Raw genomic sequence first — 23,375 nt, forward strand, 5'->3', positions numbered from 1 at the left:
TTATGAAAAAAATGATTGTATTAGCAGCAATCATGCTGTTCCAATTTGTATCTGCACAGGATATAACTAAAAGCCTTGGAGACTTTACTACCGTAAGAGCATTTGACCAAATTGATGTATTACTGGTAAAAGCTGCTGAAAATAAAATAGTTATTAAAGGTGAAGGTAAAGAAAATGTAGAAGTTGTCACTAAAAACAACGAGCTTAAAGTAAGGATGAAAACAACCAAACTGCTTAAAGGCGATAATGTAAGTGTTACACTATACTACAAAGGCAATATTGACCAGGTAGAAGCAAGCGAAGGATCGAGAGTAGCTTCTCAGGATACTTTTAAGGCTACTGCTTTTATATTAAATGCTAAAGAAGGGGCTGAGATCAAGCTTAATCTTGATGTAAAAAAACTAAGTTCAAAAGCAAACTCGGGTGGTATACTGAATATTAGCGGAACGGCAGATAACCAGGAGATAGTTATTACTTCAGGGGGTATCTTTAAAGGTAAATCGTTCATAACAAAACAAACTACCGTAAGCATTAATGCCGGTGGGGAAGCAGATGTACATGCAACCGAATTTGTAGAAGCAAAAACAAGGGCAGGAGGAGATATCGTTATTTACGGAAACCCTCCGCAGGTTAACGAAAAGACATTTGCAGGTGGAAATATAAAGAAAGCATAAGCTTACGATTATAAAAGATAAAAGAACCCTGAATAGCATACTATTCAGGGTTCTTTTTTTATGAAACTGTAACAATCTGAAAATAGGGATGTCTTTGTATAAAAGAAGTTAATCAATCAATTAAAATAAAAATCATGAAAGCACTTTTTACACTTAGCGCTATTGCCGTTTTTAACCTTGTAGCGGCACAAAAAACTATAGAACTTAAGGAATTTAAAACCTTATCGATATCTGGCGATGTAACGGTTACACTGGTAAAATCATCAGAAAACAAAGCAGTTATACATAATGGAGAGGATGAATTGCAGGTTCAGGATGGGGGAAACGCACTGGCTATTAATGGCGATGGTACCCTAACTGTTTATTATACTGCTGCTATTGAAAGTATTTCGGCTGGACCGGATACCAATGTATCAGGTAAAGATGAAATAAAAGGAAAAGATTTTAATCTTGCTGCCGCGCCTGATAGCAGGGTTAATCTTAATTTGAATGTAAAGAATCTTAATGTTGCTGCAGGAGCAGATTCTCAGGTCCATATTAACGGTAATGCACAAGTTTTGGTAGCTGCTGTAGCATCAGACGGGCAGTTTGATGTAAAAGATCTTGCTACAGAAGATGTGAGAATTGCTTTAGCTTCAGATGCCAGGGCAACAATAACAGCAAAAGGAATTGTAGATGCTACTGTAGCTTCAGACGGGCGACTGACTATTTATGGTAATCCTAAAAAAATAAATAAAGTAGAGGGTTATGATGCACAGATTACAGTTGTGAAATAGTCATTATATTCTTGTTTAGGTAAATAAACCCGGGTAATGTTGCGGCATTGCCCGGGTTTACTGTTTACCGGAGTGTATGTAAAGCGATAACGTTTTCATTTAAAAATTTAAAATAGTAACTTGCATGACCTAAATTAAGTTAATGTTACAGGATATTCTAAGCGCCATACCGGTAGGTTTTGTATTAAGCATAATGCCGGGAGCGGTATTTTTTGTGCTATTAGAAACCAGTGTTTTAAAAGGATTTAAAGCGGCAATCGCTTTTGACCTGGGTGCTATTTCATCTGATATATTATTTATACTGATAGCTTACTTCAGCAGCTATAAATTGCTCGAAAAAATTAAAGATGAACCTGCACTTTTCATATTCGGCGGTATTGTAATGCTAACCTATGGTATAATTTCTTTCTTTAAAGTAAAGAAAACATCCAAAGCAGAATTACTGGGTGAAGATGAGATCGAGATCATCAAAAAGAACTATCTGAGCCTTTTCTTTAAAGGATTTTTGCTCAATTTCATTAATATTGGGGTACTTGGTTTCTGGCTTGCCATCATAATTTCATGGGGTCCTAAACTGGATCTTGTACCTTCAAGAATGTTGGTATTCTTTGTTTCTATAATTGCAACTTATTTTATTATCGATCTTGGTAAGATATCACTTGCAAAGCAGCTAAGAAGCAGGCTGACAGTAAAAAACATCATGAAGATCAAGCAGGCTATAAGCATTATCCTTATTGTATTTGGTGTTGCATTGGTAGTACAGGGTTCTTTTCCGGATGAGATGCAGCAAACAATTGAAAAGATAGAAGATAAGGCAGAGAAAAATAAATAGAAAAATATAAGATATAAAAAAAGCTTCAGTTTTCACTGAAGCTTTTTTGTTGAGGCATCTAGCGGATTCGAACCGCTGTAGCAGGTTTTGCAGACCTGAGCCTAGCCACTCGGCCAAGATGCCATTAGTGATATGGTTGGCAAATTTACATATATTTTACTCTAACGCAAGAAAAATTACACCAATTTTTATTTTCATTATTAATTGCTTAATTTTTAAATAATTCAGCTTTGATTCATAATTAGTTAATAATTTCGTAAAAAATTTTTAACACAATTTTTATGAAAAAACTGACGTACCTGAAATCCATTATCAATTTTATGCTTATAGGGTTGGTTATTACAACATTAAGCAGGATAATTCTATTTTTTATCTTCAAAGACAGAATAGATGATACACCCGATTACTGGTATATTTTCCCGATAGGTTTGCGTTTTGACCTGATACTTTTATGCTATTTGTCTTTCCTGCCATTCCTTTTGATAACTTTTATACCTTCAAAGCATCTTCATTATATCAACAGGTTTTTAAATATCTATTACATACTTTTCCTGTGCCTGCTGCTGATAATGGAACTTTCGAGCTCTGATTTCATCAAGCAGTATGATACAAGGCCAAACAGGTTGTTCCTTGATTACCTTATCTATCCTAAAGAAGTTATGGGTACTTTGTTTAAAAGCTACCTGAGTTCTATCATAATCACATTTGTGGTTATGGGTACATTTATCTTCTTGTTGGCAAGAAAAAGGAAATCATTGTTTGCTACACCAGAGGCAGCATATAAAATAAAGCTGATTTTATTCCTTCCTGTGGCTTTTTTATTGTTTTTTGGAGCAAGGGGTAGCTTAACGTCTAAAAGACCGGTAAACGGAAGTAATGCTGTTTTCTCTTTTGACCAGCTTACTAATTGCATGGGACTGAATTCGCTTTACACTGTTGCTTTTGCAGCCTATTCACTAAAAAATGAAGATAACCCTGCCAAGATGTATGGGAAGATGGAAGCCAGCGAAGCGTACTCAAGGGTGAAAAAGTACATGACAGCTGAACCGGCTGATTTTACCGATGCTGAATTGCCATTATTACATTCTCAAACTCCTGACACGGTTAATGCACAACCAATGAATGTTGTTATCTTCCTTCAGGAAAGCCTTGGTGCTGAGTATGTAGGAAGCTTAGGAGGGAAGCCGCTGACACCTAATTTTGATGCACTTACTAAAGAAGGTCTACTATTTACAAACCTGTACTGTACCGGTACAAGAAGCGTTAGAGGAATTGAAGCGGTTGTTACCGGATTCCTGCCTTCACCATCAGAAAGTGTTGTGAAATTAAGCAACTCACAATCAGGATTCTTTACACTGGCTGACCTGTTTAAAGACAAAGGTTATGATACCAGCTTTATCTATGGAGGTATGGCCAACTTTGATAATATGGCTTCGTTCTTCAATGGTAACGGATTTGAAAATATCATTGATGAGGAAGATTTTGATAAAGACGGAAATAAATATGCGCTTAAAGGAACATGGGGTTACAGCGATGAAGATCTTGTAACTAAAGCGAATGAGTATTTTAAAAGCAAAAAAGGAAAACCATTCTTTTCACTGATGTTCTCTACATCTAATCATGAGCCTTTTGAGTTTCCTGATGGAAGGATACAATTGTATGATAAACAAAAGAATACGGTTAACAATGCTATGAAATATGCCGATTTTTCTATTGGTAAATTTTTTGAAATGGCTAAGAAAGAAGACTATTTCAAAAACACTTTATTCATTGTTGTAGCCGATCATAATACCCGTACTTATGGTAAACATTTGGTGCCAATCCATAAATTCCACATACCGGCACTGATCATTGCTCCGGGAGTTGCAAAAGGTTCTAAATATGATAAGTTATGCAGCCAGATCGACCTTGCGCCTACTATTCTTGACATGATAGGAATGAATGTTCAAACCCCTATGCCTGGACGTAACCTGAAGAAACTAAAGAGTGATGCTACAGGAAGATCTATCATGCAGTTCCATGATATAAATGCCTTTAGGGTAGGAGACCAGGTGGTAATTATGCAGCCTAAAAAGGAGCCGCTTCAGTTTAAAATAAAGAACGATACGGTACTGGAACCTGTGCCACTGAACAAAGAGTTGGCAAAAGATGCACTTGCCCACGTTATCACAGCATCGGATCTCTATAAAGACCGAAAGTATACTACTAAGAAGAATAAAAAAACCGGGAATTAACCCGGTTTTTTTATGTCTTTTATTTTCTGTTTTCCTCAATTTCAATAGTTACGGCCTGAACATCGCCACCAATTGGAGGGTTAATTTTTGATACGCCAACCACTACATTCATAACCATTGGGATTTCATTAAATACCCTGTCAACAATACGTTTTGCAACATGCTCCAAAAGCTTTGAACGTATTGCCATTTCTTCGGCAACGATCTTATTGAGATGCACATAGTCTACTGTATCAGCAAGCTCATCAGTTTGCATTGATTGTTTTAAATCGGCTTTAATTTCAAGATCTACTGAGTAGTCAGATCCTATTTTGCTTTCTTCTACAAGACAGCCGTGATAAGAAAATGTACGTATGTTTTTTAGTTTGATAATGTCCATTTTTATGAATTTGCTTAGTTTCTGAGGCGCTTAGTGCCTTAGTTCCTGACAAAGGTACAAAGTTTTTTTGCTCTAAAATTCACCTGTTTTTTGCTTCAAAAACTCAGTTACTAAGTACCTCAGTTACTCAGGCTCTCATAAAAAAAATAACTACATTTGCATTCTTATTATTTAAAGCTATGTCGACTGAAGAAAGATCACTTAATTTTATTGAGCAGATTATTGAAGAGGATTTAGGAAAAGGTTTATCTCAGGATAAACTACGTTTTCGTTTTCCTCCTGAACCTAATGGTTACCTGCACGTAGGCCACGCCAGTGCAATATGCCTTAATTTTGGACTTGGACTTAGGTATAATGCGCCTGTAAACCTTCGTTTTGACGATACAAACCCTGCCAAAGAAGAGCAGGAATTTGTAGACGCCATCAAAAAAGATGTGGAATGGTTAGGTTACCAATGGGCAGAAGAGCGTTATGCATCTGACTATTTCCAGGAGTTGTATGATTGGGCAGTTCAGTTCATTAAGAACGGAAAAGCTTATGTTGACAGCCAGAGCAGTGAAGACATGGCAAAACAAAAAGGTACACCGTCTCAACAGGGTACCGATAGTCCTTTCAGGAACCGTTCTATCGAAGAAAACCTTGATCTTTTTGAAAGGATGAAAAATGGTGAATTCGAAGAAGGAACTTATGTTTTAAGGGCAAAGATAGACATGACATCAAGCAATATGCTGATGCGTGATCCTATCATGTACAGGATTTTACACAAGCACCATCACCGTACAGGTAATGCGTGGAAAATATACCCAATGTATGACTGGGCACATGGAGAGAGTGACTATATCGAAACGATCTCACACTCATTTTGTACACTTGAGTTCCTTATGCACAGGGAATTATATGATTGGTTCCTTGACCAGATCTATACAGAAGGAAGAGTAAGGCCAAAACAACGTGAGTTTGCACGTCGTAACCTTAGCCACACTGTTGTAAGTAAAAGAAAGCTTCTTCAGTTAGTACAGGAAAACCATGTAAAAGGATGGGACGACCCAAGGATGTCTACCATTTCGGGTATGAGAAGAAGGGGATATACTCCTGCATCTATCCGTAATTTTGCAGATACTATTGGTATTGCTAAGCGTACAAACCTTATAGATGTTTCATTATTAGAGTTTTGCGTAAGGGAAGATTTGAACAAAATTGCTCCAAGGGTAATGGCTGTTCTTGATCCCGTGAAGCTTATCATCACCAATTATCCTGAAGGAAAAGAAGAGTGGATGGAGGCTGAAAACAATCCTGAAGATGAGTCTGCAGGATTCAGGGAGGTACCTTTTTCAAGAGAACTTTACATTGAAAGAGATGACTTTTTAGAGGAAGCGAACAACAAATATTTCCGTCTTACTTTAGGAAAAGAAGTTCGTTTGAAGAATGCTTACATTATAAAAGGCGAAAGCGTTGTTAAAGATGCTGATGGAAATATTACCGAAATTCACTGTACGTATGATACTGAGAGTAAGAGCGGTAGCGGAACTGAAGCAAGCTTACGTAAAATAAAGGGTACCATCCACTGGGTTTCTATAGCGCATGCGGTTGAAGCTGAAGTAAGGATCTATGACCGTTTATTTACACATGAAGCTCCAGATGCTGACAAAGAAATTGACTTTAAAGAATACATTAATCCAAAATCATTGGAGGTTATTAAAGGTTACCTTGAACCAAGCCTGAAAAGTGCTGAGCCAGGTGAGCGTTACCAGTTTCAAAGGTTAGGATATTTTTGTGTTGACCCGGATACGAACGCAGAAAAAATTGTTTTCAACAAAACTGTGGGTCTTCGTGACACCTGGGCTAAAGTAGAAAACAAAGAATAGTATAAAATAAATTTTATTTATAGAAGCTCCTGATTTATCTGGAGCTTTTTTAATATTTATAAAATCGATTGAAATAATATTTTATATAGACAAAAACTTAAAAAATAGACCTCATATAATTCTTTTTAATGTGTTTAAATTTTTAGGCAATGTGTATGTGTGTTTGTGTGAACAAAAACTTCTTAAATCGCTTTATTTTGATTTTAGTCGTTTTTCCCATCTCATAAATAGTTATTTTTGATTATAAATTTAATAATAGTTGATATTATTTATTATTCATAAAATCTATTATATTTATACTAAGTATCATTTTTTCTTAAACATGTATATATAATTATTTATTATTAAAATTAGAATAATTATATTTATTATCTATTATTTATAAAACTGATACTTCATTAAAAAATTATATGTTTTATTTTATAGTAGGATAGTTATAAATATAAACTATTATTTTTTATATTTAAATTATTTTTATATATTATTTATAATATCTATTTTGTTTGTCATTGTTATCAATTTTATTTTAAAATCATTTGTATAGTTATTATTTATATGATTTTATAAATTCATCTTTATTTTATATTATTTATTATATCTATTGTAATAATTTTTTTAATAGATTAATATTTAAAAAAGCGACCTCGTCAGATTATTTATAACAAATTATTTTTTTTAGGAAAGGTATTCTTACCTTTATAGTAGTAATAAGCTCTAAAAACGGCTTATTTCAATTTTACACTCTTTAGGTTTCAATTAACGGCACATTAACATCCTATAAATGTTAAAGTCGGTATCTTTATAATTATTAATTCAAAAAAAATTATGTCATGGCTGGTAAAACAGGAACAATTGTAGCTGTACTTGCAGGTGCAGCAGTAGGAGCAGCATTAGGAATTTTATTTGCTCCGGAGGAAGGATCTAAAACAAGAAAAAAAATTAAAGACGGTGCTCTTGCAAAAAAAGATGATCTTACGAATAAACTAAATGACCTTACTGAAACAGTAAAGAGCAAATTTGGTGTTGCTAAGCAGGATCTTGAAAGCACACTTGACAATATAGTTACCAATGTTGAGCATAAGACAGAAGATGTTATCTCTATGCTTGAAAAAAAACTTGAAGAGCTTAAAAAAGACGCAAAAGCTACGTCTGCTAAATAATTTACTATATGGCATTTGAAGAAATAAAAGAGAACGCGGAAGATCTTAAACAGGAAGTAAAAAAGCTTATCGATGTTAACCTGAGGTATTATAAGCTTTGGGGGTTTAAGATTTTGATGAAATCAACTACCACAATGCTAAAGCTATTTCTTTTGGCCGTGATGTTGATGATCGTTACTATTTTCTTCTCTATTGCCGCAGCATTAGGTATAGGATACTGGCTCGATAATTTTGCCTATGGCTTTCTTATCGTGGGAGTTATTTATCTCGTTATGGCTATTGTGGTATATTATGTACAGGATAAAATTGTTGAAGGCCCAATGTTATCAAGGTTTTCAAGGATATTTTTAAAGAAATACTAAGCAATTATGAACACGAAAGTATACACCACATATGATGAAATAAACAGAGATCTTGAAATACTTAAAGTAGAGAAAGATCTTGCTTATGCTAAAGTTAAAAGGAGCTTTGAAGACACAAAGGAAAGCCTTGAGCCAATGAACATGATAGGGGAGACCCCTAAAAAGATACTTGGGGTTTTAGGAACATTTTCCGGGCCACTAAAGAGTGCTGCTTTGACCTGGCTATTTAAAAAGATATTTTAAAAGAAAAGTCCCGCTCATTTTGGCGGGACTTTCTTTTTTATTCTGTTTCAGGATTTTCGTGTTCATGGCTCTCATGAGAAGAAGGATAATCGTCTTCCTTTTTCTTTCTTACATTTCCTTTTTTCATATTCCCTTGTTTTATAGCTTCACCTACCTGGTTAGAAGCTGTAAATGACGCTACCATATTGTTCAGCATATCGCTTCCTGCCTGTGGTGAATTTGGTAAGAGTATAAGGTTAGAATTAGTATCTGCCCCTATCGCCTGTAGGGTGTCATAATGCTGTGTAACAACAATTAAAGCCGATGCTTCCTGAGAATTGATGCCCACTTCGTTAAGTACATTTACACTTTCTACAAGTCCTCTTGCAATCTCACGACGCTGATCGGCGATACCCTGGCCCTGTAATCTTTTGCTTTCTGCTTCTGCTTTTGCTTTAGCGACAATGCGAATTCTTTGTGCTTCAGCTTCATACTCAGCAGCCGATTTTTCCCTGTCAGCAGCGTTGATTCGGTTCATCGCATTCTTAACCTGGATATCCGGATCGATATCCGTTATTAGTGTGTTGATAATATCATAACCATAAGTCGTCATTGCTTCGTTAAGTTCTCTTTTTACTGCAACTGCGATATCGTCTTTGCGTTCAAAAACATCATCCAGTTTCAGTTTAGGAACCTCTGCGCGAACCACGTCAAATACATAAGATGTGATTTGGTCGTGAGGATACTGAAGTTTATAAAACGCTTCGTATACTTTCTGCTGGATAACTACAAACTGAACCGAAACTTTCATTTTCACGAATACGTTCTCTTTGGTTTTGGTTTCGATGATTACATCAAGCTGCTGTATCTTAAGATTGATCCTTCCGGCAATCTTGTCAATAATTGGAATTTTCCACTGAAGCCCGGCCTGACGTATGCTCAGGAATTTCCCGAAACGTTCTACTATTACAGCTGTCTGCTGTTTAACGGTAAAGAATGATGAAAGAAGAATTAGCAATCCGAAAAAGAGGATTACGCCTAAAAAAATAGTTCCCATAATTAAGGTTTTGTTGATTGGTGTTAAGATACGATTTTATATAAAATAAAAACCTTCCGGCTAGGGAAGGTTTCGTTATTATAAAGTTGCGATAGCTTTCTGTATTCTGCTGATTGTTTCAGCTTTACCTATCAGAGCAATGATATCGAACAAATGAGGCCCCTTTACAGCCCCTACAAGGCTCAAACGGAGTGGTTGCATAACCTTACCCATTCCTATCTCGTTTTGTTCCATCCAGGCTTTTACAAGGCTCTCTATATTAGCTGAAGAGAAATCTGCAATGTTTTCAAGAACATCGATAAGCTTTGTCATCACTTCTGCAGTCTCTGGCTTCCAGTTTTTTGCTGCTTTCTCGTCATAAGAAGTTGGAGCAACAAAGAAGAAGTCGGTAAGGTCCCAAAGTTCACTTGCAAAGCTTGCACGTTCTTTAACAAGGCCTACAACTTCGGTAACCATTTCTATTGGCCTGTTGATTCCTTTCTCAACCAATGTATGCTGTAGTTGTTGCGCTAATACCTCATTATCCTGTCTTCCAAAATACTGGTGATTGAACCATTTGTTTTTCTCAGGGTCAAATTTAGCACCTGCTTTATGAACTCTTTCAAGATCAAATAATTGCACTAGTTCATCAAGGTCAAATAGTTCCTGGTCAGTACCCGGGTTCCATCCTAACAAAGCAAGGAAGTTGATCACAGCTTCAGGAAGGAAACCTTTCTCCCTGTAGCCGGATGAAATGGTTCCGTCAGGGTTTTTCCACTCAAGCGGGAATACCGGGAATCCTAATTTATCGCCATCTCTTTTAGAAAGCTTACCATTACCTACCGGTTTAAGTATAAGCGGAAGGTGAGCAAACTGAGGCGCTTCCCATCCAAAGGCCTTGTACAATAGTTCATGCAGGGGCAGGGAAGGCAACCACTCTTCACCACGGATAACGTGGCTGGTTTCCATAAGGTGGTCATCAACTATATTGGCCAGGTGATAGGTAGGCATACCATCGCTTTTGAACAGAACTTTGTCGTCAAGCAGGTTGGTTTCAAACTTAATATCACCACGGATAATATCTTTCAGGTGTAATGTCTCCTCAACCGGAGTTTTGAAACGGATAACATAATGCTCACCATTTTCAATTCTTTTCTGAACTTCATCGGCAGCAAGCACTAATGATGTATCAAGCTTCTCACGGTTAGTATGGTTGTAAATAAATGTTTTTCCTTCAGCTTCGGCAGTTGCTCTTAAGGCATCAAGTGCTTCAGGAGTATCGAAAGCATAGTAGGCCCAACCGTTTTCAATCAGGTTAAGTGCATATTGTTTATAAATCTCTTTTCTTTCGCTCTGGCGGTAAGGTCCAAATTTTCCTTCTTTACCCACACCTTCGTCAAACGGAATACCGCACCAGTTAAGCGCTTCGATAATGTATTCTTCTGCACCTTCAACATAACGGTTTTGGTCTGTATCTTCTATACGAAGGTAGAATACGCCACCATGTTTTTTGGCAAATAAATAATTAAAGAGGGCAGTCCTTACACCACCAATGTGTAAAGGGCCTGTTGGGCTTGGTGCAAAACGCACGCGAACTTGCTTAGACATTGTTACTTAAATTTTAAGATGCAAAGATACAATTATGAAATTTCCTTCACAGCTAATTTGAACATGGAATTTGAAGTTATTAACAATTGAGAGGTGTGAGATGCTGATAACCCATTAGATTATAGCATTTTTTACGTTTAATAGTTCGGCGGAATTTGTATTTTTATCAGTTATTAACAATTGTCTAGATTTTGGAAGCAAAAAATGTTATTTATTCCAAGCTGGAAGCCTTTATAAGGAAGTATTATACCAACGAACTTTTACGTGGAACAATATTTTTTATAGGACTTGGCCTGCTGTATTTTATTTTCACGTTGCTGGTAGAATATTTTTTATGGCTGCCGCAGGGTGGGCGTACTATTTTGTTCTGGCTCTTTATAGCTGTTGAACTTTTTCTTCTGTTCAGGTTTATCCTGTTTCCGGTATTTAAATTGTTCAAACTGCAGAAGGGAATCGATTACCGTCAGGCATCCGACATCATCGGTAAGCATTTTGCCGAAATTAATGACAAGCTTACCAATTTCCTCCAGCTGTCTTCCCAAAGCGAACAGTCGGAATTGTTAGTAGCATCGATTGAGCAAAAGGCGAATAACCTTCAGCCTGTACCTTTCAGCAATGCGATAAATTTTAAAAAGAATGTAAAATACATTCCGTATGCTGCAATTCCGTTACTGTTGATTTTGTTTTTTATGATCAGCGGTAATGCTGAAGTATTCACACAAAGCCTGGATAGGGTAGTGCATTATGGCAAGCATTTCGCACCACCGGCACCCTTTGAATTTGTGGTCATCAATAATTCGTTGACGGCCCAGCAGGACACCGATTTTTTACTTCAGGTAAAAACACAGGGAAATGTGGTTCCGGAAAATGCGATGATAACCATTGGCAAGGAAAATTATTATTTAGAAAATGTTAAGCCGGGTGTATTCCAATACCGTTTCGAAAAGCCTTCAAAAAACATTGAATTTGAACTGACTGCGAATGATGTTATATCTCAGCCTTATGAACTGAATGTTGTTGCTGTTCCAACAATTGCAAACTTCGAGATGGTGCTTACCTTCCCGTCTTATCTTGGTAAGAAATCTGAAGTTATCCGTGGAACAGGGAATGCCGTTGTTCCCGAAGGTACTAAAGTTACCTGGAGGGTAGAGGCGTTAGCAACCAACGCTATTGAATGGCAGAGCCAAGGTCAGGCAAGTTCGTTTGTAAATAACGAAAATGGCTTCTCTTTGTCTAAAATTATAATGCATAATACAGATTATCAAATACTTACTTCAAATATTAAGGTCAAAAACCACGAAAAACTGCAATATCAGGTTACAACGATCAAAGATCAGTATCCAACTATCGCTGTAGCTGTTGCACCAGACAGTTTAAAGCTTGACAAGGAGATTGTGCTTGGTCAGTTATCCGATGATTACGGTTTGACAAAACTACAGATTGTTTACTATCCACAGGATAATCCCGATGCTGCCAAACGTGGAACATTGCCTGTAAAGAAAGATGTGTACGATCGTTTTTACTATACTTTCCCTGATGGGCTTTCGCTGAAAGAAGGTATTCGCTACGAATACTATTTTGAGGTTTTTGATAATGATGCCGTACACAATTATAAATCGGCTAAGTCATCGGTGTTTTCACATAAAGAACTTACTCAGGAAGAAAAACGAGAAGAAGCACTTCAGGAACAGAACAGCAACATCAATAGTCTGGAGAAATCGATCAAGAATCAGGACAAACAACTGAGCGAACTGGACAAGCTGCAGAAGATGGGCAAGGAGAAGAACAACATGGATTTTAAAGACCAGAAGAAGATCCAGGACTTCATAAACCGTCAGCAGCAACAGGATGAAATGATGAAAGAATTCTCTAAAAAGCTTGAAGAGAATCTTGAAAAATTCAACCCTGAAAAGAAAGATGAGTTTAAAGAAGAGCTTATGAAACGTCTTGACAAAAATGAAAAAGAAGCTGAGAAAAACAAAAAGCTTTTGGATCAGTTGAAAGACCTTACCAATAAACTACAGAAGGAAGAACTGTTTGATAAAGTTGACGAACTTAAGAAAAACAGTAAAAACCAAACAAAAAATCTTGAGCAGCTTGTAGAACTGACGAAGCGTTTTTATGTAGAAAAGAAAGCTGAACAGCTTGCTGACAAACTTAAAGATCTTGGCGATAAACAGGAGAAGCTTGCAGAGAGTGAAAAGAATTCTGCTGAAAAGCAGGAAGAGATAAATAAGGAATTTGACCAGATACAGGAGGAGCTTCGCGAACTTGAAAAACAGAATGACGATCTGAAAAAACCTATGGATATCCCTACGGATAAAAACGAAGAAAAGAGTGTTGAGGATGATATGCAAAAAGCATCTGACGAACTTAAAAAAGAACAAAAAGACAGTAAGCAAAAAGCGAAGCCAAAGCAGAAATCTGCAGGGCAGAAGATGAAACAAATGGGTGGCCAGATGATGGAGATGATGGCCGGTGGTGATATGGAACAAATGGAAGAAGATGTAAAGATGCTGCGCCAGATCCTGGATAACCTGTTGGCCTATTCATTCTCTCAGGAAGATGTGATGGGCAAATTTAAAGGCAGCACTACACACTCATCATCATTCAGTAAAAACCTGAAAAGGCAACAGGATCTTAAGCAGCAGTTCAGGCATGTTGACGACAGTATCTTTGCAATGTCACTGCGCAATCCAAAGATTACGGAAGAGATTACTGCCGAAGTTGGCAATGTACATTACTATGTTGATAAGGCTATAACAGACCTTGCAGATAATATGGTACCGCGTGGTGTTTCCAACCAGCAATATGCTGTAACATCGGCTAACAAACTGGCCGACTTTTTGAGCGATGCGCTTAACAATATGCAAATGGAAATGAAGGGTTCGGGTATGGGTCAGTCTAAGCCGGGCAAGTCAGGAAAGGGTGATATGCAGCTTCCTGATATTATACAGAAACAGGAAAGTCTCGCCAAGAAAATGAAGGATGGGAAAGAAGGGAAAGATGGAAAAAAAGGTGAAGGCAAAGAGGGACAAGCACAGTCGGGTGGTCAGCAGAAAGGCAAAGAAAAAGGTCAGGGTGGTGAAGGAGATGGTGAAGATGGCGACCAGGAAGGTGAAGCAGAAAAGCTTTTGGAAATATATAAAGAACAGCAGCAACTTCGTGAATCATTACAAAAAGCAATGGAGAAACAGGGCATGGGTGGCAATGGACAGAATGCAGTTCGTGAAATGAAGGAGATTGAAAAGCAGCTTTTGAGTAAAGGATTCAAAGGTGATGCTGCCGAAAGGATGCAGAAACTTAAGCATGAATTATTGAAGCTGGATAAAGCTATGCAGCAGCAGGGAGAAGAAAATAAGCGTCAGTCGCAAACCAATAAGAAAGAGTTTAATAGTAATGCGAACACCATTCCGGATGCTTTGAAAGAATATCTGAATAGTGTAGAAATATTAAATAGACAAAGCTTACCTTTGCGCCCTAATTTTAATCAAAGGGTGCAAACCTATTTCAGAAAGGATGATTAGTTTTAATTACGAAATGGACTTTGAGCTTCAGGATGAAGCGAGGTACGAAGAATGGATATCTGAAGTGATAGAATCTGAAGAGAAGACAGAGGGTGAAATCAATTATATATTCTGTGATGATGAATATCTGTTACAGAAAAACATTGAGTTTCTTGACCACGACACACTGACTGATATTATCAGTTTTGATTACACGATGGGGAATCTTCTTAGCGGTGACATCTTTATTTCTGTTGAAAGGGTTAAAGAAAACGCACAGGATTTTAATGTTCCTTTTGATGTTGAACTGCGTCGTGTGATGGCTCATGGGATATTACATTACTGTGGGTTCAAAGATAAAACTGAAGATGATTCCATTCTTATGCGATCTAAAGAAGATGAAAAAATCGCCCTGTTCCACGTGGAACAGTAGGTTAAACATCTTATAAAAACGAGCGTTCCACGTGGAACGTTTCAAAAAACATACCGCCGAATTAATTGAACGTTCCACGTGGAACGTACTGCTTGGCAAAATTTTTATAATGCAATTTTAGCGTTCCACGTGGAACAAAGGAGAAAATAAAATGTTTAACGAGGTATATGATGTTATAGTGGTGGGTGCTGGGCACGCAGGTTCTGAAGCTGCTGCGGCTGCCGCCAACATGGGTTCGAAAACGCTGCTCGTTACAATGAGTTTGCAAAACATTGCGCAGATGTCGTGCAATCCTGCCATGGGGGGAATTGCAAAAGGACAGATTGTGCGTGAGATCGATGCGCTCGGGGGGTATTCAGGAATCATTTCCGACAAGACTGCGATCCAGTTCAAGATGCTCAATAAATCGAAAGGCCCCGCAATGTGGAGCCCGCGTGTGCAGAGTGACAGGATGCGTTTTGCTGAAGAATGGAGGCTGATGCTGGAGCGTACACCGAACCTTGATTTTTACCAGGAAATGGTTTCCGGAATCATTATCGAAGAAGGAAAAGTTACCGGTGTGAGAACGTCGCTTGGAATTGAAATCAAAGCGAAGTCGGTTGTGTTGACCAATGGGACTTTCCTGAATGGACTCATCCATATTGGAGAAAAACAGTTTGGTGGAGGAAGGGCAGGAGAAGGTGCTGCCTACGGTATAACTGAAGATTTGGTTCGTGCCGGATTTACCTCGGGAAGAATGAAGACCGGAACGCCGCCACGTGTGGACGGACGCTCATTGGATTATTCTAAGATGGAGGAACAGCCCGGTGATGTAAACCCGGATAAGTTTTCCTATTCTGATATCACCAAACCTTTGGTGCATCAGCGTTCTTGTTATATGACCTACACATCGGGACTTGTTCACGATGTTTTGCGTGAAGGATTTGATCGTTCACCAATGTTCAACGGGCGTATCAAAAGCTTAGGGCCAAGATATTGTCCATCTATAGAAGATAAGATAAACCGTTTTGCCGATAAGGACCGTCACCAGCTTTTTGTTGAGCCGGAAGGATGGGATACGGTAGAAGTATATGTAAACGGATTCTCGACCTCCCTACCGGAGGATGTTCAGTTTAAAGCATTACGCAGTGTCGTAGGTTTTGAGAATGTAAAATTCTTCCGTCCCGGTTATGCGATTGAGTATGATTATTTCCCGCCAACGCAGTTGAAACATACATTGGAAACAAAGCTTGTTGAAGGTTTATATTTTGCAGGACAGATTAACGGAACAACCGGATACGAAGAAGCAGCTTCGCAAGGATTGATGGCCGGGATAAATGCATCGCTTAAAGTTGCAGGAAGAGATCCTTTTGTACTGAAGCGTAATGAAGCGTATATTGGGGTTCTTATTGACGACCTTATTACCAAAGGAACCGAAGAACCGTATCGTATGTTTACCTCCCGCGCCGAATACAGAACGTTACTTCGTCAGGATAACGCCGATTTCAGGCTTACGCCACTTTCTTATGAAATAGGGCTTGCTAAGGAGGACCGTTTGCGCAAGATGGAGAAGAAAAGAGATGAATCGGATGCGTTTGTAAATTTCTTTAAGGAAACAAGTGTAACTGTTGCTGAAGCGAATCCTATTCTGATTGAAAAGGAATCGTCGCCGATAATTCAGCCTGATAAAATGTTCAAAGTGTTTTCCCGTCCGCAGCTTGACCTTAACGATATTCTTAAATTTGAAAAAGTGAAGGAATATGTCAAAGAAAATAATCTGGATAGGGAAGTAATAGAGCAGGCAGAAATTCAGGTTAAATATTCAGGTTACATAGAAAAAGAAAAAAACAATGCTGACAAGCTGAACAGGCTTGAAGATTTAAGAATACCAGAGAACTTTGATTATGATAAAATAAAGTCATTATCATACGAGGCTCGCGAAAAAATGAAAAAAATCAGGCCGGTTACTATTTCTCAGGCATCCCGCATTAGCGGTGTTTCGCCTAGTGATATTTCTGTGCTCTTAATACATATGGGACGCTAATGAAAATGTTTCACGTGGAACAATATATAAAAACCCTTTTTGCTAAAGGGTTTTTTGTGTTTTTGATTGTTATGCTCTTTTCGAGCTGTATTACACAAAGGCATAGTGTAGAAGTAGGTGATTACCTTCTTTTAGAAAATGGAAAACAAATTTTAGGTCGGGAAAAGGGACTTACTTGCTTCTTTTTTGAAAATGATAAAAGAAAAATGCCTTTTCAGCAGTTTTTGGTTATTAAATACAATATTGGCTATACAAGTGATATATCTTACAATGTAGATATCGAAGGGAAACGCTTCAAGGTGTTTCTTTACACTAATGACGAATTGGTGAAATATTATGATCTTGGACAGTTTATGGTCACCAATTTTGAAACTGATGCAAATGTGATAGGGTCTTCGGCAAATTTTATAGGAATGTCGGTTATTGATGAATACAACAACGATTGCCTGGATGATGATTCGCTTTTTAAAAACCTGATCACAAATTATCTTAAAGATTTAAAACAAGAATATTATAACTATTAATGGATTTCTCAAAACACAACGTTTACATTACCGTAAATGATTATTCTGTCTCGGGTGAAAAATTTGAACTTTTGCTTGATGAAGAACTCGAATTACTAAAAACATATCCGCAGCCTGCTCCAGAAAAGTTGGGCAGCTATTATGAAAGTGATGATTATATTTCGCATACCGACGGGAAGCGCTCCCTGTTTGAAAGGCTATATCACACCGTAAAACAGAAAGCTTTACGCGATAAAATCAAATTAATTGACAAATTTCAGCCAAAAAAAGGAAAATTGCTTGATATTGGTGCCGGAACAGGTGATTTTTTAGTGATGGCGGCAAAAAATGGTTGGGATACTATTGGTTTGGAACCAAGCCCGAAAGCTAAAGCTATTGCCGAATCTAAAGGGGTAAATTTTTTAGATGACCTCTCTAAAATGCCGGATCACTCAGCTGATGCTATAACGATGTGGCATGTACTTGAACACGTGCCCGATGTTGAAGCACAAATTGCAGAATTGAAAAGGATATTAAAACCGGAAGGTGTGCTTATAGTTGCCGTTCCAAATTTTAAATCATACGACGCACAACATTATGGAAAATACTGGGCAGCGTATGATGTGCCGAGGCACCTTTGGCATTTTTCTAAAACATCTATAAAATTACTTTTCGGAAGACAAGGTATGGAGCTCGTGAAAATTTTCCCGATGAAATTTGACAGTTATTATGTGAGCCTTTTGTCTGAAAAATACAAGACCGGAAAAATGAGTTTCATAAATGGTTTTTTGACCGGTTTGCGTTCTAATATCAAAGCATCACGAAATTTTGAATATTCTTCGCATATTTATGTTATAAAAACGCTTAAAAAGTAAAATAAAGCGGTGTGTTTACCTATAATTTGGCTTAACAAGGCTTTGGGTTGCCTAAACCAGAAAGCGCCTCAGAGGGCTTTATTTAAAGCCTGTTTTGATTGAGGATTCTTATAGGCTTATTGAGGTTCTATAAGTTCTACTTATATGTTATAAAAATCCTAAAAATCAGCTTTTTTTGGTACTTGGGAACTAATTATTACTTTTACGAAAATTTTTAAAAATAATTCTAAAATCAGGAAATGAAAAAATCACTTTTGATATTCGGTTTTGCCCTTGCGGTAATTTCATGTAACAAAGAAGCAGGCTCATCTGCAGCAGCGATAAAAACGGCTTATGTAGATACTAATAAAATTGTTCAGGATCTTGAAGAATTTAAAGAGCTGGAATCGCAAAGCAATACTAAGAGAGAAGTGATGGCTCAGGAACTTCAGGCAAAAGCACACCAGTTTGATCTTGACCGTGCAAGCTTTCCGGAAGAGGCTAAGGCTAAAGGAATGCAATGGGCACAGTTAAGGCAACAGCAATTACAGAAAACAGGTCAGGAGCTTCAGATGACTCAGGAGGCCATGCTTAAAGAACTTCAGGGTGAATTTGGCGCTAAAAATGACAGCCTTGTGAGCAAAATCAAGAAATTTGTTGCTGATTATGGCAAGAAAAATGGTTACGATTATATTTTTGGATCGGGTGATGTAGTTAGTATCATGTATGCTAAAGATGGATATGATATCACTGAGAAAATCACTAAAGAACTGAACAGCAGTTATAAAGGATCAGCTAAGAAAGAAGATGCTCCTAAAACTGAGCCTGCTAAAGAAGAGAAAAAATAATCTTTCACGATATATTTTAAATGCCCCTGAAACTTTCGGGGGTATTTTTTTTGGATATAAGTCTGCATAAAAATCCGTAATTTTCGCCGCTCAATTATTCGCCCAATGGAAAACCTCTCTACAGCCGCTTCTTATGCCTTACGCTTTATTAATCAGACAAATAGGTCTGTATTCCTTACAGGTAAGGCCGGCACGGGTAAGACAACTTTGCTGAGGGAGATCATTAGGACCACGCATAAAAATGTTGTAGTTGTTGCACCTACAGGTATCGCTGCGCTTAATGCAGGGGGGGTTACCATACACTCCATGTTCCAGTTGCCATTTGCAGGTTTTATTCCTGATATGAATCAGCCGCCGCACGTTTCTGATACTGTGAGGTTTGAAAACAAGGATACACTACGCCGCCATTTCCGGATGCGTGCTGATAAACAATCGGTTATCAATAATCTTGAGCTGCTTGTTATTGACGAAGTGAGTATGCTCCGTGCCGATCTTTTAGACGCGATGGATTTTATGCTGCGCTCTGTTCGTAAGAAAAATCTTCCGTTTGGCGGGATACAGGTTTTATATATAGGGGACCTTTTGCAGCTGCCTCCGGTGGTTAAAAATGAAGAGTGGGAAGTACTGCGTAATTATTACAGGGGTAAATTCTTTTTCCATTCGCATGTGGTACAGCAGGATCCGCCAATGTACATTGAGCTGGATAAGATCTATCGACAGTCTGACAGCACTTTTATTGACGTACTCAACAATCTGAGAAACAATGTAATAACTCAAAATGACCTGAAGGTGTTAAACACGTTTGTTCAGCCTGAGTTTGATTCTACAAAACATGCCGGTTATATCACGCTTACCACACATAATGCCAAGGCTGATGCAATGAACGCCAATTCGCTCGAGGAACTTGACGAAAAGCAGTTTACCTATAGCGCGGAAATTGTTGGCGATTTCCCCGATAAGATCTACCCCGTAGAACAGGAACTGAAGCTTAAAGTGGGTGCTCAGGTTATGTTCATCAAGAACGATCTTTCGCCTGAAAAGAAATATTTCAACGGAAAAATTGGTGTAATCAAATCATTATCAGATGAAGAGATACTTGTGCATTTTCCGGAAGAAGACGAAACCATCGAAACCACAAAGTATGAATGGCAGAATGTACGCTATTATGTGGACGAAGTTACCAAAGAGATCAAAGAAGATGTTCTGGGCACGTTTGTACACTACCCGTTGAAGCTAGCATGGGCTATAACCGTTCACAAAAGTCAGGGCCTAACGTTTGACAAAGCTGTGCTTGATGTATCGCAGGTTTTTATGCCCGGGCAGGCCTATGTGGCTCTTTCACGTTTGCGTTCGTTAGAGGGGCTTGTTTTGCTTTCTCCGATACGAATGAACGGTATTTCGAGCGATGCTGACGTGATAGATTATGCATCGGGCAGGGCAGAAGAAGGCGAACTTGAAAATTCGTTAAAACAGGAAACAGAACGTTTTATTGGTAACTTCCTAAAAAACAGCTTTGACTGGGCTGAACTTGCCACCGAATGGCAGCGCCACAAGATGAGCTACCTGAGTGAAGGGCCAAAATCGCTTAAAGCAAAATACAGGGAATGGTCGCACCGTCAGGATAATAACATCCACGGACTGCTGGATGCTTCGCATAAATTCAGGCTTCAATTGGACAGGCTTTTCAGACAGCCGGAAATCGATATGAAGTTTGTAAGCGAAAGGGTAACAGCAGCCTACAACTATTTTTTTCCGATGATGGACAGCATTGCGTCAGGTCTCTATGAAAAAATGGAGGAGGTAAAACGCATTCGCAAAGCCAAAGGGTTTTATGAGGAACTTGCTGAACTTGAGGAGAATCAGACAGCAGCAGTTATCCGCCTGATGAAATCGAAACTGCTTATGGAAATAGTGAATGAGGGCCAGCCCATCAGCCGCGAGAATCTGGTATCACCTGAAATACAATCCTATAAATCGAATAAGCTTGAAGTTATCCGTGGAACAATGCGCCAGAACAATGCCACATTGATGGAGGAACCGGAAGAAGATTATGAAACAGAGCGTTATGCGCCTAAAAAGAAAAAATCGGCTGAGCCAAAAAAGACAACACTTGAAGAAACCCATGAGCTTTGGCTACAGAAAATGTCGATAGAAGACATTGCAAGAACGCGAAAACTAACTGAAACAACCATTATGAGCCATTTTGCAGGCCTTATACAGGCCGGGAAGGTGAGAGTTGAAGATGTATTGCCTCAAGAAAGAATAATTGCTCTTGCGGCCGCATTTAAAGGATTTGAAGGCGAAGCACTGGGTGGCCTCAAAGAAAAGTTCGGAGAGGAATTCAGCTGGAGTGAACTTAAGCTGTTTAAATCGAGCCTGAGGGAAGATTAAATAAAAAAAGCGAACCAGAGGGTTCGCTTTTTTTATTTTTAATGGGACTGTCTAACAATCCAATTATCGAAGTATCTAACAATCGCTTATAACCAGGTAAGCACTAGTACTGCCGGGATAAAATAGATTACAATAGTGCGGGCACCATCATATTCTTTAGCCATACGCTGGCCTAAAAGAAGGAAAAGCAAAGTAATGCAAGAGATTAGGCTTCCCCAATAGGCAAATTCTGTTCCGCCGTTTACCAGCATTTCGATAGCGCCGATTACCGAGAATGCTCCGGCAAAAACTTCAAGCACAAGAATTAAGAACAGCGAGTGCGGAACCATGTTTTTAATAGGCGTTTGTGCAAAGTGGCCTTTAAGCCATTCTACATTTCCTTTCCAGTCAGCTACTTTGTCATAGCCTGATTGTATGAAAGTTATACCTAAAAAGATTAAAGTGATAATGATTGCTTCGTGCGTGTGCATAGTATTATTTTTTATGGATTAATCGTGTGAGTTTTATAGATAAGTCGGTTAATATGATCTTGGCATTTCCGTTACGCTCAATATGATACAGAGCATCGCTTAGTTCTTTGAATATTTCGTTGATATTATTGCCATTTACAAAAGGCGCAAAATTTTCGAGCTTAAACTTCTCTACGGTTGGTTCCATGAAAACCAGTTCTTTAGCATTGTAATTCAACAATAACGCTTGGCGGAACATATCGATGCAAAAATTAAGGAACTGCTTTTGTGCTTCACGTCCAATAGCTGCTATAGCTTCGCTCCAGGCAATAAGATCCTGAATTGCAGCAGCATTTCCTTTGGCACGGAACGCAGCACGAACCCACATCACGAACCATTCTTCAAACGGTTGGTTATCATCTGTTTTATGCAATAAATGCAATGCTTTGTTGTAATTGCCCTGTGCCTGGTGTGCTATTTTTTGTGCGGCTTTCGGTTCCATGTTTTCACGTGAAACCAGTGCATCAATAATTGCTTTTTCGCCCAACGGCCCAAAGTTAAGCACCTGGCAGCGAGAAAGTATCGTCTGTAGTATATCGTCCTGGCTTTCGGCAATCAGGATGAAAACCGTTTTTTCGGGTGGTTCTTCCAAAAGCTTCAGCAGTTTGTTGGCAGTGGCCGTATTCATTTTGTCGGCCATCCAGATGATCATTACTTTATAGCCGCCTTCGTATGCTTTCAGCGAAAGGGATTTTACGATCTCAAGTGCTTCGTCTACACCTATCTGACCTTGTTTATTCTGGATATCAATTTTCTTATACCAGTCAAAAAGGCTACCGTAGGGAGTTTCTTCGACAAACTCGCGCCATGATTTCAGGAAGTTGGCACTCACGGGATGGCTTTTCACCTCGCTGTTAGACGACACCGGAAATACAAAATGCAGATCGGGGTGCGACAGGTTGCGGAATTTCAGGTTACAGGCTTCATTGCCATCGGTATTTTCACCGCCTGTATTTGCACAAAGTATATATTGCGCATAGGCAATCGCCATGAGTAAAGTACCTGAGCCTTCGGGGCCTATGAACAGCTGCGCATGTGGGATGCGCGCCGAAGAAGCACTTTTGGTCAAATGGCTCTTAATATGTTCCTGTCCTAAAATTTCTGAAAAAAGCATAGAGCAAATATAGCGGAATTAATGGCAGAGTTGCAAAACTACTGTT

Annotated in this window: 20 protein-coding genes and 1 tRNA gene; 15 read left to right on the forward strand and 6 right to left on the reverse strand. The window is 38.4% G+C overall.

The features are described 5' to 3' along the window. Window positions 1-2: 2 nt before the first annotated feature. From ACX0HA_RS09880 to ACX0HA_RS09890, 3 genes are all read left to right on the forward strand, one after another. Window positions 3-674 (forward strand): head GIN domain-containing protein, encoded by a 672-nt coding sequence (locus tag ACX0HA_RS09880; protein WP_458845113.1) that lies wholly within the window; start codon window positions 3-5, stop codon window positions 672-674. Between the two features lie 134 nt (window positions 675-808). Further along, window positions 809-1,450: a GIN domain-containing protein gene (locus ACX0HA_RS09885; protein ID WP_458845114.1), complete on the forward strand. Its 642-nt coding sequence runs from the start codon at window positions 809-811 to the stop codon at window positions 1,448-1,450. Window positions 1,451-1,592: 142 nt separating this feature from the next. After that, on the forward strand, window positions 1,593-2,282 hold the full coding sequence (locus tag ACX0HA_RS09890) for a LysE family translocator (RefSeq protein ID WP_458845115.1): 690 nt from the start codon (window positions 1,593-1,595) through the stop codon (window positions 2,280-2,282). A 52-nt stretch (window positions 2,283-2,334) separates the two neighbouring features. Here ACX0HA_RS09890 and ACX0HA_RS09895 read toward each other — a convergent pair. Then, window positions 2,335-2,405 (reverse strand) — tRNA-Cys (locus ACX0HA_RS09895). Window positions 2,406-2,563: 158 nt separating this feature from the next. On the opposite strand from ACX0HA_RS09895, the gene ACX0HA_RS09900 reads away from it, so the two are divergent. After that, complete coding sequence (locus ACX0HA_RS09900; RefSeq protein ID WP_458845116.1) at window positions 2,564-4,516, forward strand: LTA synthase family protein; 1,953 nt, start codon at window positions 2,564-2,566, stop codon at window positions 4,514-4,516. A 19-nt stretch (window positions 4,517-4,535) separates the two neighbouring features. Here ACX0HA_RS09900 and folB read toward each other — a convergent pair whose 3' ends face one another. Continuing rightward, entirely contained in the window at window positions 4,536-4,895 is a 360-nt protein-coding gene (gene folB / locus ACX0HA_RS09905; protein WP_458845117.1) for a dihydroneopterin aldolase, read from the reverse strand. A gap of 179 nt (window positions 4,896-5,074) precedes the next feature. On the opposite strand from folB, the gene ACX0HA_RS09910 reads away from it, so the two are divergent. From ACX0HA_RS09910 to ACX0HA_RS09925, 4 genes are all read left to right on the forward strand, one after another. Further along, entirely contained in the window at window positions 5,075-6,760 is a 1,686-nt protein-coding gene (locus ACX0HA_RS09910) for a glutamine--tRNA ligase/YqeY domain fusion protein (protein WP_458845118.1), read from the forward strand. Between the two features lie 830 nt (window positions 6,761-7,590). Next, entirely contained in the window at window positions 7,591-7,920 is a 330-nt protein-coding gene (locus tag ACX0HA_RS09915; RefSeq protein ID WP_458845119.1) for a YtxH domain-containing protein, read from the forward strand. An 8-nt stretch (window positions 7,921-7,928) separates the two neighbouring features. Next, on the forward strand, window positions 7,929-8,282 hold the full coding sequence (locus ACX0HA_RS09920; RefSeq protein WP_458845120.1) for a competence protein: 354 nt from the start codon (window positions 7,929-7,931) through the stop codon (window positions 8,280-8,282). Between the two features lie 6 nt (window positions 8,283-8,288). After that, on the forward strand, window positions 8,289-8,525 hold the full coding sequence (locus ACX0HA_RS09925) for a DUF6327 family protein (protein ID WP_458845121.1): 237 nt from the start codon (window positions 8,289-8,291) through the stop codon (window positions 8,523-8,525). Between the two features lie 37 nt (window positions 8,526-8,562). Here ACX0HA_RS09925 and ACX0HA_RS09930 read toward each other — a convergent pair whose 3' ends face one another. Both ACX0HA_RS09930 and gltX read right to left on the reverse strand, forming a co-directional pair. After that, window positions 8,563-9,561 carry an SPFH domain-containing protein gene (locus tag ACX0HA_RS09930; protein WP_458845122.1) on the reverse strand — a complete coding sequence of 333 codons (999 nt, stop codon included), beginning with the start codon at window positions 9,559-9,561 and terminating at the stop codon, window positions 8,563-8,565. Between the two features lie 78 nt (window positions 9,562-9,639). Beyond that, window positions 9,640-11,148 carry a glutamate--tRNA ligase gene (gltX, locus tag ACX0HA_RS09935; RefSeq protein WP_458845123.1) on the reverse strand — a complete coding sequence of 503 codons (1,509 nt, stop codon included), beginning with the start codon at window positions 11,146-11,148 and terminating at the stop codon, window positions 9,640-9,642. Between the two features lie 191 nt (window positions 11,149-11,339). Between gltX and ACX0HA_RS09940 the strand changes: the two genes are divergently transcribed. The 7 genes from ACX0HA_RS09940 to ACX0HA_RS09970 all read left to right on the forward strand — a co-directional run bounded on the left by ACX0HA_RS09940 (window position 11,340) and on the right by ACX0HA_RS09970 (window position 21,706). Then, a complete protein-coding gene (locus ACX0HA_RS09940) occupies window positions 11,340-14,675 on the forward strand; it encodes a DUF4175 family protein (protein ID WP_458845124.1) in 3,336 nt (1,111 codons plus the stop codon). Further along, the gene (gene ybeY, locus ACX0HA_RS09945) at window positions 14,668-15,087 is read left to right on the forward strand and encodes an rRNA maturation RNase YbeY (protein ID WP_458845125.1); all 420 of its coding nucleotides are present in this window, start codon (window positions 14,668-14,670) and stop codon (window positions 15,085-15,087) included. Before ACX0HA_RS09940 ends, ybeY begins: the two co-directional genes overlap by 8 nt. Before the next feature lie 151 nt (window positions 15,088-15,238). Continuing rightward, window positions 15,239-17,110 (forward strand): tRNA uridine-5-carboxymethylaminomethyl(34) synthesis enzyme MnmG, encoded by a 1,872-nt coding sequence (gene mnmG / locus ACX0HA_RS09950; RefSeq protein WP_458845126.1) that lies wholly within the window; start codon window positions 15,239-15,241, stop codon window positions 17,108-17,110. After that, the gene (locus tag ACX0HA_RS09955) at window positions 17,110-17,634 is read left to right on the forward strand and encodes a hypothetical protein (RefSeq protein ID WP_458845127.1); all 525 of its coding nucleotides are present in this window, start codon (window positions 17,110-17,112) and stop codon (window positions 17,632-17,634) included. Before mnmG ends, ACX0HA_RS09955 begins: the two co-directional genes overlap by 1 nt. After that, on the forward strand, window positions 17,634-18,488 hold the full coding sequence (locus tag ACX0HA_RS09960; protein WP_458845128.1) for a class I SAM-dependent methyltransferase: 855 nt from the start codon (window positions 17,634-17,636) through the stop codon (window positions 18,486-18,488). The genes ACX0HA_RS09955 and ACX0HA_RS09960 overlap by 1 nt, the downstream gene beginning before the upstream one ends. A 239-nt stretch (window positions 18,489-18,727) precedes the next feature. Next, entirely contained in the window at window positions 18,728-19,315 is a 588-nt protein-coding gene (locus tag ACX0HA_RS09965) for an OmpH/Skp family outer membrane protein (RefSeq protein WP_458845129.1), read from the forward strand. A gap of 105 nt (window positions 19,316-19,420) precedes the next feature. Beyond that, complete coding sequence (locus ACX0HA_RS09970; protein ID WP_458845130.1) at window positions 19,421-21,706, forward strand: helix-turn-helix domain-containing protein; 2,286 nt, start codon at window positions 19,421-19,423, stop codon at window positions 21,704-21,706. Between the two features lie 86 nt (window positions 21,707-21,792). Here the strand turns inward: ACX0HA_RS09970 and ACX0HA_RS09975 are convergent, their stop codons facing one another. Together ACX0HA_RS09975 and ACX0HA_RS09980 are read right to left on the reverse strand one after the other, a co-directional pair. Continuing rightward, on the reverse strand, window positions 21,793-22,176 hold the full coding sequence (locus ACX0HA_RS09975) for a DoxX family protein (RefSeq protein WP_458845131.1): 384 nt from the start codon (window positions 22,174-22,176) through the stop codon (window positions 21,793-21,795). Between the two features lie 4 nt (window positions 22,177-22,180). After that, window positions 22,181-23,329 (reverse strand): DNA polymerase III subunit, encoded by a 1,149-nt coding sequence (locus tag ACX0HA_RS09980; RefSeq protein ID WP_458845132.1) that lies wholly within the window; start codon window positions 23,327-23,329, stop codon window positions 22,181-22,183. Between the last annotated feature and the right edge of the window lie 46 nt (window positions 23,330-23,375).

It is taken from the genome of Flavobacterium hauense, from assembly GCF_054457175.1.